The sequence below is a fragment of the Streptomyces sp. NPDC059371 genome (genome assembly GCF_042751995.1).
GTDB lineage: Bacteria > Actinomycetota > Actinomycetes > Streptomycetales > Streptomycetaceae > Streptomyces.
This window is the reverse complement of sequence record NZ_JBHYXD010000002.1, coordinates 20,022-35,804: the sequence shown is the minus strand read 5'-3', so window position 1 is coordinate 35,804 and position 15,783 is coordinate 20,022. Positions and strand designations below refer to the sequence as shown.

Genomic DNA, 15,783 nt, shown 5'->3' with positions numbered 1-15,783 from the left:
CGCCCCCGCCCCCAGCGCCCCCAGCCCCGGCCCCCCCCGGCCCTCCCTCCCCGCCCCGCCCCCCCCCGGCCGGCCCCCTCCCCGGCCGGCGTCTCATCGCCGCCGGGTTCATCAGCCGCAAGATCGATGTCCGGGTCACCGAGGTCGGCGTCACGGGCGCCATCCGCCGGAGGGCCGGACGATGACCGACACCGACATCCCCGAGCCCATCCGCCAACTCCTCGCCGCCGTCCTCGAAGCCATCGACATCCCGCACCCCGCCACCTTCGGCCACCAGAACGCCCACGACCGGCTCCTCAACGACCGCGTCATGTACGCCCGCCTCGCGCTGCGCAGCACGCTCGAAGACGCCCAGCTCGGCCCCGCCATGGGTCCCGCCTGGGACGCCCAGTACCTGCGCGACCGCCTCGCTCAGCACCCCGTCACCGGCTACGTCACCGTCGACCAGGCGGACGCCGCCCTCACAGAGGGCAAGACCTGGGCCGAGGCCGTCGCACTCCCCGCCGGGGAGGACCGGTGACCGGGCCCCGCACCGTCACCCTGGCCACCTCCGACCACGGCGACGTCACCCTGCCGGAGCCCTGGTGGTGTTCAGGACACAGCCACCACGACCCCCTGTCCCTGCGGGCTGACCTCATCCACGCCGGCCCCACCCGCGACCTCGTCCACCGCAGCCAGACGCTGCTGTCGGTCGAGATCGTCCAGTCCCCATACGCCGACTCCTCCGACCCGCATCTCGGTGGCCGGACGCCCGGCGTCTCCGTCCACCCGCTCGGCGAGACCCTCAACCCCGTCGAGCTGTACACCCTGGCCGCGGACCTCGACCGGTACGCCGACGTCTTACGCGACCTCGCCGACCGCCTCGACACCATCCGCGGCGGTGGCCAGTGAGCACCCGCTCCCGCATCGCCCGCCCGACCGAGGCAGCCGCCATCCGCGCGGCCGCCCGGTCGGCCCGGCCCCTCCCGCCTGTCCCCGCCCTCCTGGCCGCGCTGCTCGACGCGAACGCGCGCAGCGACCGCGAGGGCACCACCCTGGCCGCGCACCGCGTCGTGCGCGCCGCCGCCCCGGAGGTCGGCTCATGAACCCCGTACTCGACTGGGCACACGCCCACCCGACGGCCCTCGTCGGCATCACGGTGACGCTCCTCGTCGCCGTCACCCTCGCCGCCCGCACCGTCCGCAAGACCACCACCCGGCCGCCGGCCGCCGTCCTCGTTGCTGCGCTCGGCGCGCTCGTCTGCACCGCCTACTCCGGGGACACCTCATGGGGGTTCGCTCGCGACCGCCTCGGCATGACGGCCGTCGAGGAGCGGTCCGTGATGTTCCTCGCCGCCGAACTGGCCCTTTTCTCCTGCGCGCTGATGGCCCGGCAGAACCTCCGCACTGCAGGGGCCCCGGGCACCCCGGGGATGCTGGTCTGGTTCATCACCGGAGTGCAGGTCATCCCGGCCTATGCCGAGTCCGGCATCGTGGGCGGCACGGTCCGCGCTGTCGTCGGCCCGATCATGGCCGCGCTGCTCTGGCACCTCGCCATGGGCATCGAGCTGCGGCACGCCAAGCCGGGCGCCGACTCGGGCAGCCTGCCCGCCCTCCTCGCCCGGGAGCTGCGCGAGCGCCTGCTGTCCCGCCTCGGCCTCGCTGTCCGCGACCGCACCGCGGAGCAGATCTCCCGGGACCGGTGGACGGTGAAGGCGGTGGGCCTGGCCGCGAAGCTCGCCGACACCCCGCCCGGAGGCCGCGGCCGTGCCCGCCTGTCCCGGCGGCTGTCGGTGGCGGTGGGCAAGGCGCAGGCCGGCGCAAGCGCGGAGCAGCGGGCGAAGCTCCTCGACCTGCTCGCCGCCCGCCGCCACGCTGCATCCCTCGCAACGATCGACCTTGCCTCGCCGTGGGAGGACGCCGTCGAGGTGACCGTCGAGCAGGTACCCGAGGCGCGGAAGGAGCTGCCTCCCGCGCGACCGCTGGCCGTCCCGCCCGGTGTCCGCCTGCTGCCGCTCGTCTCCCGCCCGGGGCCGCGAGTGGTCATCCCCGATGTGCTGCCCTGGCACTGGAAGGACAGCAGCACCGGCACCGGCCTGGAGCCCGGCGACGCCTCGAAGATGACCACTGCCGTGCCCGCGCAGCCCGCCCGCCAGGTGGTCACCGAGGTGGTCACGATCACCCCGAGCGAGCTGCTGAAAAGGGCGCAGCGCCTCGACCGCGACCGGTCATCTGCCACCGGCCGCCGCGTGACCATCCCCCAGTTGCAAGACACGTTCGGACTCAGCCGCCGCGAGGCGACCGAGCTGCGCCGCCAAGTGGTCACCCCGGAAGGACGGTGATGGTCATGCGCTGGCTACTCCTCGGCGCCCTCGCGGGCCTGCTGCTCGCCTACCCGACACTCCTCGGTCTGGCTCTCGCGGTTGCCGCCGCGGTCCTGTCCAAGCCCGTCGTGGTGGCGTTCGGCCTCGGCCTCGCGACCCGCCTGTCCGTGCCCCGTGCTTGGAGGCGGACGCGATGACCCCGGACCCGTCCAACCTGCCCGAGGCGTACCGGCAGTACATCGAGCCGGCCGCCCATCACCGCCCGCCGAACGTCCTCTACGACCAGCAGGGCCGCCCCGTCCACTTCACCATCGGCCAGCCCCCGGCCCCGCTCGTCGTGCAGGCGCCCGTCCAGCAGGGCCTGGACCCGGCACTGCAGCGGCTGATCATCGTCACGTTCCTGATCCTCGCCGTGGTCGTCGTCTGCACCGCGGCCGTGTGCGCGGTCGTCGTCCTCGTCGGCGGCACGCTGATCGGGATCATCGGCGCCGTCTCCGCGAATCTCCCGATGATCGGTGCCTCTCTGGCCGGGGTGATCCTCGCCGCGGGGTGGGCCGCGTCCCGCCTCCGTCCGACCGGTAAGCGCAAGGGCTGACCTGCCCTTCCGTCCTCCGTCAGGTGTTTCAGATGAAACGCCTGCGGGGGCGCGGTGGGGCCGGACAGCCCGGCCCGCGACCAGGAGGAACCCGTGAACCGAGAGCAGCACCTGAAGCAGGCGGACGACGCGCTCGCCCACGCGGAGAAGCTCGCCGGATGGGCCGAGAACGCGGCCCGCGGCGACGGCCCGCACAAGGCCGTCCCCTACGCCGCCGCCGGCACCCTGTGGGACTCAATTGCCCGCACCCACCTGCGCCTCGCCCAGGCGCAGCCCACCGTCGACACCACCCCGGAGGGCTGACCCATGGCGTTCACCGACAAGGACCCGCACAGCGCGGGCGAGATCCTCCGCGTCGTCGCGCTCGGCATTCGCATCGAGCGGCGCCAGGCCCGCGGCAAGCCGGTGAAGGCGCTGGAGAACCGCGTCGCCCGCATCGGCGAGAAGGCGCAACAGCGCGAGGACCAGCGCGGCAAGGGCCGCAAGAAGTAGCCACGCCCCGGGGACGGCGTCACGCCGGCAAGCAGACCGCCGTCCCCGGGCCCGGACCGCCCCATGAGAACGACCGGAGAGATCAGCATGACCGACACGCTCGTCCCCGCCCAGCCTGCCGCCGAGACCGTGACACCAATTGGTGTCGCCGATGTTCCGGCACAGCCTGTCCCCGTCGACAACCCGAAGCTGCCCGCCCCCGGCGTGACCAGCGAGAAGCGTCGCCCCGTCGTCGCCCCGTGGCTGCGCTCCCGCCGTGACCTGCTCGCCACCGTCGAGCGCGCAGCAGGGCACGCCGGATACGCGACCGCCTTCCACGGGCTGCGCGCCCCCTGGTACGCCACGCAGCTCGCCCTCATGGCGCCGCGCGGCACCGCCCGCCTGGTCACGGGCACGAGCCGGTGGGTGTGGGACCGCGAGGCCGCGCCGCTGCGGGACTACGCCGTGCGCACCGAGGACGTCGAGGAGTACATGCGCCTCGCCCGGCTGCGCGCCGGACGCGTCCGCCTCCGCGGCCTCGTCACGGTCGTGGCCTGCACGTTCGGCCTCGGCTTCGCGATCTGGCTGTACGTCATGGCCCCCGCGTTCCTGTACGTCTTCGCCGCCGGCGGGGTGATGACGCTCGGCTACTTCGGGCAGCAGCCTGACGCCCCGGTCATCGGCCCGGCTGTCATGCGCACCGAGCTGCAGAAGCTGACCGGCACGATCGTGCTGCGCGCCCTCGACTCCATCGGCAACGCGAAGATCTCCGCCGCTGTGAAGAAGGGCGGCGACATGAACGGGATGCGCTTCACCAGCGAGATCACCCGTGACGGCCCCGGCTACCGCGCCGACCTTGACCTGCCCTACGGCGTCGTGCCCGAGGACGTGATGGAGGAGCGCCAGGCCCTCGCCTCCGGACTGCGCCGCAAGCTCGGCTGCGTCTGGCCGTCCGGCGACCCCGACGAGCATGAGGGCCGCCTGATCCTGTGGGTCGGCGACAAGCCCATGAACGAGACCACCAAGCCCGCGTGGCCGCTGCTGCGCGAGGGCGAGGTCGACCTGTTCAAGCCCGTCGTGTTCGGCAACGACCAGCGCATGCGGGACATCGTCGTCTGCCTCATGTTCGTCTCCGTCGTCATCGGCTCCGTCCCCCGCATGGGCAAGACGTTCCTGCTCCGCCTGCTCCTGCTCATCGCCTCCCTCGACCCCCGGGCCGCCCTGCTCGCCTTCGACTTCAAGGGCACCGGCGACCTCGGCCCGCTGGAGCCCGTCTGCCACCGCTACCGCTCCGGCGAGGAGGACGACGACCTCCTGTACGTCCTGCACGCCATGCGCGAGCTCAAGGACGAACTGCGCCGCCGGGCCAAGGTGATCCGCTCCCTGCCCAAGTCCCGCTGCCCCGAGTCGAAGGTCACCCCGGCCCTGGCCAGCGACAAGGCTCTCGGCCTGCACCCGATCGTCGTCGGATTCGACGAGTGCCAGGTCCCCTTCGAGCACGAGAAGTACGGGGCCGAGCTGGAGTCCATCTGCACCGACGTCGCCAAGCGCGGTCCGGCCCTCGGCATCATCGGGATCTTCGCCACCCAGCGCCCGGACGCCAAGAGCCTGCCGCCCGGGATCAGTGCGAACGCCATCCTGCGGTTCTGCCTGAAGGTCATGTCCCACACCGCGAACGACATGGTCCTCGGCACCGGCGCCTACAAGGCCGGCATCCGCGCCACGATGTTCAGCCGCTCCGACCGCGGCATCTGCTGGATGTCCGGCGAGGGCGACGACCCGGTCATCGCTGCGAGCGCGTTCGTCGACGGCCCCGCGGCCGAGCTGGTCGTCGCCCGCGCCCGCGAGCTCCGCGAGGCTTACGGCAACATCACCGGCCACGCCATCGGTCAGGGCCCGTCCGAGTCGCGCGGGATGGACGTCCTCGGCGACGTCGCCAAGGTGTTCCGGTCGGACGAGGAGCAGCTGTGGTGCGAGCGGATCGCCGCCCGTCTCGCTGAGTCCTGGCCGGACGTCTACGGGGAGTGGACCACCGCCCGCATCGCCCCGGCGCTGAAGCCCTGGGGCGTGGCGACGGCCGACGTGTGGTCGGCCGGGGAGGACGGCAAGGGCACCACGAAGCGAGGCATCCGGCGGGCCGACGTGCACGCCGCGATCACTCGCCGTGACGCGGACCGGGCTGCGGCGTAGCGCTCCGACGGCCGCTAGGCCTAGCACCCCGCCCTGCTAGGCCTAGCACCTCCGCTAGCACCAGAACATGCCCCTGACCTGTTACCTAGCGCCTAGCGGCAGGGGCCACCGTGAGCGGGATTCACCAGGATTCGAGGGGGAGGACATCCCATGTGGCTTGCTATGGCTGCGGTCGTCGGCTGGCTCGTTGGCTACGCAGTGTTGTGCGCAGTGCGACCGTTCGGGGCGTGCCGCCGGTGCCGCGGGACGGGCGAGACCGAGCGGTTCGGGAAGCCGAGGACGTGCCCGCGCTGCCGCGGACGCAAGCTCCGGCTGCGCATTGGGCGGCGAGCACACAACGCGTGGCGTCGAACCCATGACGCTGGCACCCGTTGAACGGGAAGATGAGTCATGGAGACCGTCATCAAGGTCATCGTCGGGTTGAAGGTCGTCGGCCTCGTGCTCTTCGGCGTCGTGCTGGTCATCAGCTTCGGCTACACGCTCGTCGTAGGCCCGGATGATCCCGAGTCCACCCACGGCCACACGGCCGTCTGCAAGGACGGCACGGTCCTGACGCCGCCGTGGAACGTCTGCGGCGAGGAACACGGCTACCTCGATCACTGGACGACCGGCCCGACGGCCACGGCGACCGAGACCATCGATGAGGAGCCGAGCCTTTCGCCCATCCCGTCCGAGGCCATAGACGCCATTCTGGGGGAGAACGTCCCCGACGTATGCACCGAGGCCAGCGCCCGCGGTGAAGTCCCGCGGGACCTCTGGACGCCGTGCGGCCAGCTCCTCGGCTACTTCGACGACTCGGCCACGCCGCCGCCTGTCGCACCGTGAGAGCGACGAACGCCCCGCCCCGCTATCAGCCCGGGCGGGGCGTTCGTCATATCGTCCAGACCTCTGGCCCGCCGCCCCGCCACTCGATCAAGTCGGTGCGCACCACGTCCATCTCATCCCAGCCCTGAAGCCCAGCCATCTGGAGCAGTGCGGCCACATCGCGCACGGAGTACGCCCGGCCGAGGATGGTGCCGTCCGCGCGGACACGCCGGCCGCCGTCCTCATCGGGCGGGTACACGATGATCGGCGGCACGCTCATGGGGCCAGCGTGACGCGCCGCAGGTCAGGGCGCATCCGGGGCTACGCCGGGCAGGCGCGCCGAGCGCAGCCCACCGAGCACACCCCTCCACCCATGTCACAACACGGACACCACGGACACGTGCCGAGCTCTCCTCTGCGCATGATGACCCCTCAGATCAGAAGTCCAGGGGGGACCATGCGCACCCGCACGACCACGGCCGTCACGGCCGTCCTGCTGCTCGCCGCAGTCACTGCATGCAGCAGCAGCTCGACCGACGACAAGCCACGTACCGCCAGCGCCAAGACCACGAGCACGAGCACGGCGCCAGCATCCGCCGCTGCCAAGACCAGCCCGCTCGAAATCGGCGCCAGCCATCACTGGTCCGACACCGACACCGACGGCACCCACATCAGCGGAACCACGACCGTCATGAGCTACACCCAGCCGATCAAGCTGGACAACTCCGCCGGCCTCTCGGACTTCCCCCACCCCGTATGGGCCATCCTCGACGTCAAGCTCTGCGCCGACTCCAGCAGCAGCACCGTGATGTCCTCTCAGAAGCCCTGGGCCCTCGGCTTCCCCGACGCCACCCGTATCCAGGCCCCGTTCATCAGTGGCGCGGGCGTACCCAAGCCCGAGTACCCCGTCGAGAGCGCTGCCGTGAAGGCTGGCTCATGCCTCCGAGGGAAGATCCTGTTCTCCATGGAGCGCGGCAGCCGCCCCAACCAGATCATCTACAGCCCCGAGGGCCGCGACCCGGTTGAGTGGTCTGTGCCGAAGGTGTAGGCGAGCGGGCTCCGGTTAATTCGCCCGCCTTGTCCGTAGTTGGAGTCATAGCATTCAGGGCATGACAACGGATGCCAACTCCCGCGACCGAAGCCCCTTCCTCGAAGCAGTGGGGAGGGTGACGGTGGCGGGCGCCCACCTCGACCGCAGCCTCCTCACCCTCCTCGGATCGCTCGCCTTCGAGCCGACGCTGCTCCACCTCGCCAACGCTGAAGGCACCGCCCGGCTGATCGAGTGGTGCGAACTGGCCTTGAAGACCTACACCCTGGAGCCTGAGGACGCCGCTGACGTCACGGCATGCCTGGCCCGGGCAAAGGCGCTGAAGGACAAGCGGAACACCGTCGTGCATTCGCTCTTCATGAGTGCAGAAGCAGGCGACGGCCTCGAGGCGATGAAGCCGCTGCGGAAGGCGATCGGCCTCTCGGTGACGCCGCTCTCCATCGAGGACATGGAGAACCTGGCGACCGAGATCGAAGAGCTTCGGAGCGACCTGTTCCGTGCAGGCTGGAACGCCAGCCAGGGTGCCACGCCTCGCCTGCCTCGCCTGCCCCGCCCTGGCGAGCCTGCGGGAACACCCACCTCCTGATGGGCGGTTGCTCGCAATCGCGTGCCGCTGCCGGATTGACGCAATCAGAAGCAATCTGGCAGCGCGCCGGTGGAATGCCGCGCATCCTAAGGTCTCCAACCCGGCCACCCGGAGGACGAGATGACGCTCAGGTTCCTCGGCACCACCAGCGACGGCGGCGACTGTCCCACCCTGTACGAGGTCGAGGAGACGGGCGACATCGTCGTCCAGGGCGACAAGCTCACCGACCCCGAACACCTCGCGCAGCTCCGGGACGTGAAGGACTCGGAGACGTTCGTCGTCATCCCGCGCGAGCTGCTCACCCGCTTCGCGCCGAAGGAGTAGCCCGTGCCCGAGGTGATCCCCTTCAAGGAGATCGCGCACGTCTTCAAGACCTTCGAGCACACCGCGTGGAGGTTCGAGACCCGGCGCGGCTACGCCACAGACCGGAACAGCGAGACGTGGACGCGGTGGCAGGCCGGCGAGGACGTCACCCACGAACCGCCCGACGACTGGCGCCGCAACGTCGCCGAGCAGACAGCGCGCGGCAAACGCTTCGGCCGCGTCCGCCTCGTCGACCAGCCGCTCACCGAGGGGCAGGAGTTCCTCCTGGCCCGCGCCCCGAGCAACGTGGCCGCGGGCGATGAGGTTCGCTACCTGCTTCGCGCGAACGCGGCCCGGCTCGGACTGCCGGACTTCGACTTCTGGCTCATCGACTCGCGCACCGTGCTGCGGTTCGTTTTCGACGAGGAGGACACCACCCTCGGGGTGACCGTGTCGCAGGAGCCGGCCGACGTCCTCGCCGCCTGCCAAGCCCGGGATGCGGCCTGGCATTACGCGATCCGTACCGCCGACTTCGCCCGGCGGGTAGCTTCCACAGTGTGAGCACCGACTACCAGTCCGCCCGGGTCGCCCTCGGTGCGCGCCTTCGGGAGCTGCGCACCGAGGCCGGGTTGGACGGCAAGGGCATCGCCGAGCGCCTCGGCTGGCAGCGCTCCAAGGTGAGCCGACTGGAGAACGGCAAGCAGACCCCGAGCAGCGACGACCTGCGGCTGTGGGCCGAGGCCGTCGAGCGGCCGGACGCCGCGGCCGAACTGTCCGGCCGGCTCACCGGGTTGGAGACGCGGTACCGGTCGATGCGCCGGCAGTTGGCCAACGGGCACCGCGCCCGCCAGGAGCAGGCCGTCGCCGAGACCGAACAGACGCAGATGATCCGCGGCGTGGAAGTCGTTCGGATCCCGGGCCTCTTCCAGACCGCCGAGTACGCGCGGCACGTGTTCGCCGCGAACGCCGCGTTCCGGCAGGTCCCCGACATGGACATCGAGGACGCCGTGCGCGCCCGCATCCGACGCCAGAGCGCCTTGTACGAGCCGGGCCGCTCCTTCCGCATGCTCGTCTGGGAAGGCGCCCTGTACGCGCTCACGTGCCCGCGCGAGGTGATGGCGGCCCAACTGGACCGGCTCGTCTCCCTGATCGGCCTGGACACAGTGGAGCTCGGCATCGTGCCGTTCTCGGCGCAGCTCCGCCGCAGCCCCTCGCACGGCTTCTGGATCTACGACCGGCGGTTGGTCATCGTCGAGACGCTCAGCACGGAGATGTGGCTGGACGACGAGGAGAACCTCGCCCTGTACGAGCGGGCGTGGGAGTGGCTCGCAGAGTCCGCGGTCCACGGTGCGTCGGCACACCGGCTGATCGGGCGAGCCCGGGCCGCGCTGAACCTGTCGTGAGCAACCCCGAGCAACATCGCGGGTAGCGCGAGCAATCCGGCGCAATCGGCGCGCGGCCGCGCAATCGCAGTCCCTACGGTCCTGGTCATGGCCTTACAACCTGCCCCCTACGAACGGCAGGCGGGACAGGACTGGCTCCTCGCCTGCGCCGACATCCCCGCCGAAATACGGTCCCTGTGGGACGGAGACGAACTCGGCCCGTTCCCCAGCGGCGGCCACTGGATGGTCGCCGAGACCAGCCTCGCGCGGACCATGGACGCCCTCAGGCGCATCGACCAGCCACGCCGCGGCCCGGTCCTGGGTGACGTCACCCAGGGCCTCGGCTGGTGGCTCCTGCCGCCCACGCTCGGCGAGGAGCTGGACGACGTCTGCACCCTCACCGTCCGCCCCCGCGGCTGGGTGCTGCGCTGCCCGCCCGTCCTGTACCCGGTGCGCGGCCGCGTCTGGCTGGAACGCCCGGACGGCACCGGGCGACTCACTGACCCTGCCCTGCTCGGCGCCGCGCTCGGCCCCGGCGGCGGGCCCCGACTCCTCGAGGAGGCTTTCGGATGAAGCAGCAAACGACCATAGACGACAGGCCCATCGACCTGGCGCTGCCGCTCGATCGGCCAGAGCCGGCCGAGGGCTGCCAGGTGTGCGCAGCGCTGGCCCGGCAACGCGCCGCGGCCGAGGCCAGCGGGGACGGATCCAAGGCGAGCGACTGCAACATCGAGATCCGCGGCCACAGTGAACCGCACGTCCGTCGGCGCCGCGCGGCCCGGTCCACGACCAGGACCTGAGCTCTCGCGGCCGACCCCCGTGGTCGGCAGCGAGTAGGGGTCGGCCCGCCCTGGCTGTACACGGGAAGGGCCGGTGACGGCTGTCCGCCCGCTCTCGCACCCCAGCAGTACGAGGGCGGGCGGGCTCGGCTTAGTCCATGACGGGCCGCGGGCGGCGCGGAGAGGGCCGCGCCGGGATTGAGCGTTCACCCGATCGGGGTCACAACGCGGACACATGCCCCACACGGGGCTCTCACACGTCGCATGATGCGACCTCCATCAGACGCACGTCCTGGGGGGACCATGCGCCACATCACCATCACTGCCGCGCTCGCGGCTTGCCTCCTGCTCACATCCTGCGCAGACCGCGACGACGACGCCAAAGCCTCTGCCTCTGCAACCGCCACCCACACGACGAAAGCGGCCACCCCGACCAGCCAGGAGCCAACGGAAGCCGCAGCTGACAAAGCTCAGAAGGAGTACGAGAAGGCCCAGAAGGACTTCGAGAAGGCCCTGAAGGACGCGGACAACGCGCTCGGTGAAACTCTCGGCGTGCAGGAAGGCACCTACGAAGCCACCAACTCTTCGCCGGACTACGAGGACATGACGGAGGCGCTGGACGACGAGTACATCGCTCCGGGCACCTACACCACGAAGGGGCCGGCCGACGCGGCGTATAGCTGCTATTGGGCACGGATGGGGGACGCGTCCGGTGATTCCATCCTCGCTAACGACGTCACCGCCGGCCGAGCGATCGTCTCGCTGAAGGAAGGCGAGTTCTTCAAAACGTCCGGCTGCAAGCCGTGGACGCGCTCCGGAGACTGACCTCCCGCTCGCGGGCACAGGGCGGGTCGGTGACGGCTGCCCGCCCGCCCTCAGCACCCCAGGCGACACGAGGGCGGGCGGGCTCTGTCACCTTCCGCGCGGCGGCGTGAAGGCCGCCTCGATACCCCCGCGCGCACGGACCATCCGACGGATCTCGTCCAGCAGAAACTCCTCGTATCGAGAGTTGGTCGTGCCCCGAACCTCAAGCACCACCCTCACCTCGTGCTGCCCACCTCCGCCCGCGAGAGCAGCCGACGGGGCCCGGCGGGGGGTGTTGAGCATCGACGTCCATGGCGTCTGTGCAGACGCCAGCCGGCGGCGTGTGTCCGGGCCCGAGATCACCCGCGACCCGATCGGTAGATCCACCAACTCCGGCTCGTACTCACCGACCAGCGTCAGCCCGCCCCGGACACCACCGGTCGCCGCGGCGCCGACGATGCCGCCCGTTGCCTTCTTCTTGAACGCCTGCTCAATGGCCTTCTCCATGGATTTGGCCAGCTTGTCCATGGACTTCTTCAGGCTGTCCTGCGACCGCGTCAACTGCTTTACCACCGCGGTCTGCGCCTTGATCGCCGCCCCGTACACCGCATCCGCAGCCGTACCGCCGGCGCTCTTCGCGTAGGTTGCGGTCTGCGACCGCAGCGTGTTCAGCGAGCTGATCTCCGACGAGGACGCGCCGAGCAGCGCGCCCGCAGTCTCCAGCCCGCCGCCGTCGATGCCCGCGTTCGCGATGTCCTCGATCAGGCCCTTGTCGAGGCCCTTCGCCTTCAGCTCCTTCAAGGCCTGCGCGAACGCTTTCGCCTTGTCCCTGCTCTGGGTGGCGTTCCCCATGATTGAGGCGACCGTCATCGTGGTGTCGGGGCCCGCGCCCTTGGTGATGTTCGACGAGGACAGGATGTTGGAGCGAACGGAGTCCTTCAGTGACGATGCCGCGTCCTTCAGGCTGTTGAGCTTGTCCTTCGCCTTGTCTAGGCTGGCCGTCACCTTGGTGAGGGCCTTCTCGTAGCCGAGGAGCTTGCGGCCAGTGGAGTCGAGCTGCTTGAGCAGCCGGTTCTCGGTGCCGCCGTGCGTCGCCTTCAGGATGGTGTTGCGCCACTGGTTCAGCGCGTTCACCAGGCTGCCCGTGCTGTCCGGCTTCGCCAGCGCCGACCCGAACTCGGAACGCTTGTACCCGGCCATCTGCCCGAAGTGGGAGATGGTCAGCTCGCCCATCGCCTCATGCCGGGCGTCACTCTCTGCCTTCGCAGCGGCCTTCGCCTTGGCCTGCGCCTTCTTCTGCGACTTGCTGAGGTGACCGCCCTTCGCGAAGTGCGGCACCCGGTCCTCGTTGATCGCCTCTAGCAGGGAGCGGTACTTCGACGTCTGCCGCTTGTTGACGATGAACTCGCCGCCCATCGCGAGCAGCGGCACATCGTCCTGCGTCCCGGAGCCGCCCTCGATGCCGCCGCCGTCCGCGTAGCGGCGCACGATGCCGCCGGACGCGTAGTGACCGCTCTCGTGGAAGACGTTCCCAGCGTTGGACGTGGACGTCTTGGTGATGACGTAGGTGGTGGCGGTCTTCCCGTCGAGGGCGTTCATCGCGCCATTGACGTTCGAGATCGCGCCGAGAGCCTGACCGTCCTTCGCGACGATCTGTACCTGGCCGTTCTTCAGGTGCTTGACCTTGAACCCGAACGCCTCCAAGACTTTCTCGCCGCTCTTGGACAGCGCCTTCAACGTCACAGACTTCGACCCGGGCGACTTCTTCACCGCAGCGTTGAACGCCTTGAGGTCAGCCGTCGCAGCCTTCTTGTCCACCTTGAACTTGGCTTCCGGGATCTTCGGCGCCTTGAGTAGCGCATCGGCGAGCTTCTCCGCGGCTTTCCGGGTATCACCCATCGCCATCGCCGTGTCGATGAACGCCTTTCGACCCTCTCCGTACACCTTGTTGATCTTGTCGACGGAGAAATGCTGCTTGTTCATCTTGTCGACGTAGTCATCCGTCTTCGCAGCAAGCTGAGACAGCACGTCACGGTTCTTACGGCCAGCCTCTGAATGGACGTCGAGGGTGCGCCCGTTCTCCTTGACGGCTTTCGCAGAGTCGCTGATGGCACGCTGAAACGCCGTCTCGGCATCGAAAGCCCCGCGATGCACAGCATTGAGCGCCATGATCGACTGTTCGAGGCCCTTCGCGCTCATCGCCTCAGCGTCAAGGCTCTTCTGCGTGTCCACCGCAGCCTGGCCGAACCGGCCCATCGACTCCGCAGTCGACTTCTCCTCATTCCCCAGCCCGGCAAGTGCGTCGTGGTAGTCATTCGTGAACGTGCCCAGACGCTTCATCTCCGACCCGGGCGCAGCACCCCACGCCTTCTTCAGGATCTCGTACTGAGCCGCCGCTTCCTTCACATGGCCAGACCGCACATTCTCGGCCATGACCTTGTCCCACGCGTCCAAGTTCTTCGTCGCATCCGAGACACTCGGACCCGTCGCAACCCCCAGCCACGTGCCGAAATCAGACGTCATCTTCAAGAACTTGTTGTCCGAGGCGCCCTTCGACATCATCGCGATCGACGCGCTGATCTCGTCGAAGTTGCCCTTCAGCGCCCCCGTCACCTTGCCCGTGTTGACCAGTGTGTTCAGCGACGTCGACAGTTCATCGACCTGAACGGCCGGCTTGTTGTCCGACAACTCGTGCAGCGCCAGTACCAGCGCGCCGATCGCACCTGCCGCCACGCCGATCTTCGCCCCAGTGCTCAGCGTCGAGAACGCGGCACTCAGCCCGCGGACACCGCCACCAGCGGCAACGAACGCCCCGCGCATGTACATGGCCCTCAGCGCGACCGTCTCAAAGACCCCCTGCAGGGCCATGGCGCCCTTGGTGAGACCACCCCACACCAGCCGCGCGGCCGCGATTGCCTTCAGCCCGACGGCAACGGCAACAGTCGCTGCCGCCAGACCCGCAAGCGAGCCGGCCAGAGCGACCGTGGCGCCCTTGTGCGCGAGCATCACCCCGACCACCGACTGCAGCGGCGGCATGAGCTTCGTCCCGACAGTGATCGCGAGCGCGTCGAATCCAGCCTGCAACGCCTTCATCTGGAACGCGAACGTCTTCTTCGTGTCCTCCCACGACTTGCCGAACTTGTGCGCGCCCTCCTCCAACGCCGGGTACTTCGACTCCAGACGGTCCATCTGCGACACGAGAACATTCAGGCCCGCACCGGCCTTGCGGCCGAACGCCTCGGTGATGACCTGGCCCTGCTCCTTCGAGGAGATCCCGGCCTTCTTCATCCGCCCGACGAGGTCCTCCAGCGCGAGCTTCAGGCCGCCCTTCTGCATGTCCTTGCCGAGCGTGTCCGTCGTCAGACCCAGCTTCTTGAGCGTGTCGCCAGCCGTCGCCACCGGGTGGGCGAGAGCCATCACGGACATACGAAGCTGGTTACCGGCCAGACTGCCGCGGATGTTGTTGTCACCGAACACGGCCAGGGCCGCTCCAACGTCGGTGATGTTGAGGCCGAATCCCTTGACCGTGGCGACCATGCCGGACCCGAACGCGTTCGCAAGGTCCTGCATTTTCATGTCGCCGACACCGACGGTGGCGTTGAGGACACCCATCGCCTTGTCGAAATTCTGCACACCGGGAATGCCCGAAGCTACAGCCGCGGTCAGCGCGTTGGTGACGTCGACGAGATCCGCGTGACCGACCGTAGCGCCCTTCGCCGCAGTCTCGACCAGCGACAGAGCCTTCTTCGAGCTGATGCCCATCGACTCGAAGTTGGACTCGACGTGAAACAGGGACTCGGCCAGTGAATCCGGGTCCTGGCCGACCTTCGCCGCGATGCTGAGTACGCCCTGTTTCAAGCCCGCCATCTTCGACTGCGCGACACCCGCCTGCGTCTGCAGCAACGCCATCGACGCATCGAACTTCGCAGCCATCTTCACCGACTCATAGCCGATCGCCCCAAGGCCACCGGCGGCGATCAACGCCGTCTTGTGAAAGGCCCGCATGCCCGAACCGGCCTTGTTCACCTCGGCATTGACGCCGGCCATCGCGGGTCCGGTGAGATTCTTAGCCGTAACCAGAATCTCCACCACGTTCGCCATCACTCACCACCCCCACCCGCAGAAGCACCGAGTGAGGACGTCCGCCAGCCCTCGTCCAGCACCAGGACGGCGCAGCCAAGGCACACCGCCGAGATCACAACCCACGACGGCATCTCCACCACAACCGCCCGCGCCCCCACCGACAGGTCCCTCGGGCAGCAACCGCACTGGGATACCCGGCCCGCCGGAATGCCGGTCGCTGTCCGCTCCAGGTGGCAGGCCACACAGCGGGCGTAGCCTTCCGTCGCGAACACGTAGCCCCGGTCCGGCCGGCGCCGAAGATGCCCGCACCGCGGCAGATCATTAATGAGGACACGCTCGACCATCCCGTCGAGCAACTCGGAGTCCCCGCGCGCGTAGTCGGAAACGAGCAGCGCCTTCACACCATCAGGCGCCACATGCGCGAAGAGCGGAGCCA

Annotated in this window: 21 protein-coding genes; 18 read left to right on the top strand and 3 right to left on the bottom strand. The window is 69.5% G+C overall.

Annotated elements, in window-relative coordinates:
• Nucleotides 1-181 precede the first annotated feature (181 nt).
• From ACFXGX_RS01390 to ACFXGX_RS01345, 10 genes are all read left to right on the top strand, one after another.
• Entirely contained in the window at nucleotides 182-520 is a 339-nt protein-coding gene (locus ACFXGX_RS01390; RefSeq protein ID WP_384783440.1) for a hypothetical protein, read from the top strand.
• Nucleotides 517-891 (top strand): DUF6907 domain-containing protein, encoded by a 375-nt coding sequence (locus ACFXGX_RS01385; RefSeq protein ID WP_384783438.1) that lies wholly within the window; start codon nucleotides 517-519, stop codon nucleotides 889-891. Before ACFXGX_RS01390 ends, ACFXGX_RS01385 begins: the two co-directional genes overlap by 4 nt.
• Nucleotides 888-1,085 carry a hypothetical protein gene (locus ACFXGX_RS01380; protein ID WP_384783436.1) on the top strand — a complete coding sequence of 66 codons (198 nt, stop codon included), beginning with the start codon at nucleotides 888-890 and terminating at the stop codon, nucleotides 1,083-1,085. The genes ACFXGX_RS01385 and ACFXGX_RS01380 overlap by 4 nt, the downstream gene beginning before the upstream one ends.
• Complete coding sequence (locus ACFXGX_RS01375; protein WP_384783434.1) at nucleotides 1,082-2,320, top strand: hypothetical protein; 1,239 nt, start codon at nucleotides 1,082-1,084, stop codon at nucleotides 2,318-2,320. Before ACFXGX_RS01380 ends, ACFXGX_RS01375 begins: the two co-directional genes overlap by 4 nt.
• A 5-nt stretch (nucleotides 2,321-2,325) precedes the next feature.
• Nucleotides 2,326-2,499 (top strand): hypothetical protein, encoded by a 174-nt coding sequence (locus ACFXGX_RS01370; RefSeq protein ID WP_384783433.1) that lies wholly within the window; start codon nucleotides 2,326-2,328, stop codon nucleotides 2,497-2,499.
• Nucleotides 2,496-2,897 carry a hypothetical protein gene (locus ACFXGX_RS01365; protein WP_384783431.1) on the top strand — a complete coding sequence of 134 codons (402 nt, stop codon included), beginning with the start codon at nucleotides 2,496-2,498 and terminating at the stop codon, nucleotides 2,895-2,897. Before ACFXGX_RS01370 ends, ACFXGX_RS01365 begins: the two co-directional genes overlap by 4 nt.
• A 93-nt stretch (nucleotides 2,898-2,990) precedes the next feature.
• Nucleotides 2,991-3,200: a hypothetical protein gene (locus tag ACFXGX_RS01360; RefSeq protein ID WP_384783429.1), complete on the top strand. Its 210-nt coding sequence runs from the start codon at nucleotides 2,991-2,993 to the stop codon at nucleotides 3,198-3,200.
• Nucleotides 3,201-3,203: 3 nt separating this feature from the next.
• Complete coding sequence (locus tag ACFXGX_RS01355) at nucleotides 3,204-3,389, top strand: hypothetical protein (RefSeq protein WP_384783427.1); 186 nt, start codon at nucleotides 3,204-3,206, stop codon at nucleotides 3,387-3,389.
• An 87-nt stretch (nucleotides 3,390-3,476) separates the two neighbouring features.
• Nucleotides 3,477-5,558: a cell division protein FtsK gene (locus ACFXGX_RS01350; RefSeq protein WP_384783802.1), complete on the top strand. Its 2,082-nt coding sequence runs from the start codon at nucleotides 3,477-3,479 to the stop codon at nucleotides 5,556-5,558.
• Nucleotides 5,559-5,948: 390 nt separating this feature from the next.
• Nucleotides 5,949-6,383, top strand: coding sequence for a hypothetical protein (locus ACFXGX_RS01345; protein WP_384783426.1), 435 nt, complete (start codon nucleotides 5,949-5,951; stop codon nucleotides 6,381-6,383).
• Between the two features lie 46 nt (nucleotides 6,384-6,429).
• On the opposite strand, the gene ACFXGX_RS01340 is transcribed toward ACFXGX_RS01345, so the two are convergent.
• Nucleotides 6,430-6,642, bottom strand: a complete 213-nt coding sequence (locus ACFXGX_RS01340) for a hypothetical protein (protein WP_384783424.1) — start codon at nucleotides 6,640-6,642, stop codon at nucleotides 6,430-6,432.
• 177 nt (nucleotides 6,643-6,819) lie between these two features.
• Here ACFXGX_RS01340 and ACFXGX_RS01335 point away from each other — a divergent pair, with 177 nt between their 5' ends.
• From ACFXGX_RS01335 to ACFXGX_RS01300, 8 genes are all read left to right on the top strand, one after another.
• A complete protein-coding gene (locus tag ACFXGX_RS01335; protein ID WP_384783422.1) occupies nucleotides 6,820-7,410 on the top strand; it encodes a hypothetical protein in 591 nt (196 codons plus the stop codon).
• A 61-nt stretch (nucleotides 7,411-7,471) separates the two neighbouring features.
• On the top strand, nucleotides 7,472-7,996 hold the full coding sequence (locus ACFXGX_RS01330; protein WP_384783420.1) for a hypothetical protein: 525 nt from the start codon (nucleotides 7,472-7,474) through the stop codon (nucleotides 7,994-7,996).
• 120 nt (nucleotides 7,997-8,116) lie between these two features.
• Nucleotides 8,117-8,320, top strand: a complete 204-nt coding sequence (locus ACFXGX_RS01325) for a hypothetical protein (RefSeq protein ID WP_326787868.1) — start codon at nucleotides 8,117-8,119, stop codon at nucleotides 8,318-8,320.
• A gap of 3 nt (nucleotides 8,321-8,323) precedes the next feature.
• On the top strand, nucleotides 8,324-8,860 hold the full coding sequence (locus ACFXGX_RS01320; RefSeq protein ID WP_384783418.1) for a DUF6879 family protein: 537 nt from the start codon (nucleotides 8,324-8,326) through the stop codon (nucleotides 8,858-8,860).
• Nucleotides 8,857-9,702: a helix-turn-helix domain-containing protein gene (locus ACFXGX_RS01315; RefSeq protein ID WP_384783415.1), complete on the top strand. Its 846-nt coding sequence runs from the start codon at nucleotides 8,857-8,859 to the stop codon at nucleotides 9,700-9,702. Before ACFXGX_RS01320 ends, ACFXGX_RS01315 begins: the two co-directional genes overlap by 4 nt.
• A gap of 87 nt (nucleotides 9,703-9,789) precedes the next feature.
• A complete protein-coding gene (locus tag ACFXGX_RS01310) occupies nucleotides 9,790-10,254 on the top strand; it encodes a hypothetical protein (RefSeq protein ID WP_384783414.1) in 465 nt (154 codons plus the stop codon).
• Nucleotides 10,251-10,481: a hypothetical protein gene (locus ACFXGX_RS01305; RefSeq protein WP_384783412.1), complete on the top strand. Its 231-nt coding sequence runs from the start codon at nucleotides 10,251-10,253 to the stop codon at nucleotides 10,479-10,481. The genes ACFXGX_RS01310 and ACFXGX_RS01305 overlap by 4 nt, the downstream gene beginning before the upstream one ends.
• Nucleotides 10,482-10,763: 282 nt before the next feature.
• Complete coding sequence (locus tag ACFXGX_RS01300; protein WP_384783411.1) at nucleotides 10,764-11,285, top strand: hypothetical protein; 522 nt, start codon at nucleotides 10,764-10,766, stop codon at nucleotides 11,283-11,285.
• 87 nt (nucleotides 11,286-11,372) lie between these two features.
• Here the strand turns inward: ACFXGX_RS01300 and ACFXGX_RS01295 are convergent, their stop codons facing one another.
• Nucleotides 11,373-15,365, bottom strand: coding sequence for a phage tail tape measure protein (locus ACFXGX_RS01295; RefSeq protein WP_384783409.1), 3,993 nt, complete (start codon nucleotides 15,363-15,365; stop codon nucleotides 11,373-11,375).
• The gene (locus ACFXGX_RS01290; RefSeq protein ID WP_384783407.1) at nucleotides 15,365-15,748 is read right to left on the bottom strand and encodes a hypothetical protein; all 384 of its coding nucleotides are present in this window, start codon (nucleotides 15,746-15,748) and stop codon (nucleotides 15,365-15,367) included. Before ACFXGX_RS01290 ends, ACFXGX_RS01295 begins: the two co-directional genes overlap by 1 nt.
• Between the last annotated feature and the right edge of the window lie 35 nt (nucleotides 15,749-15,783).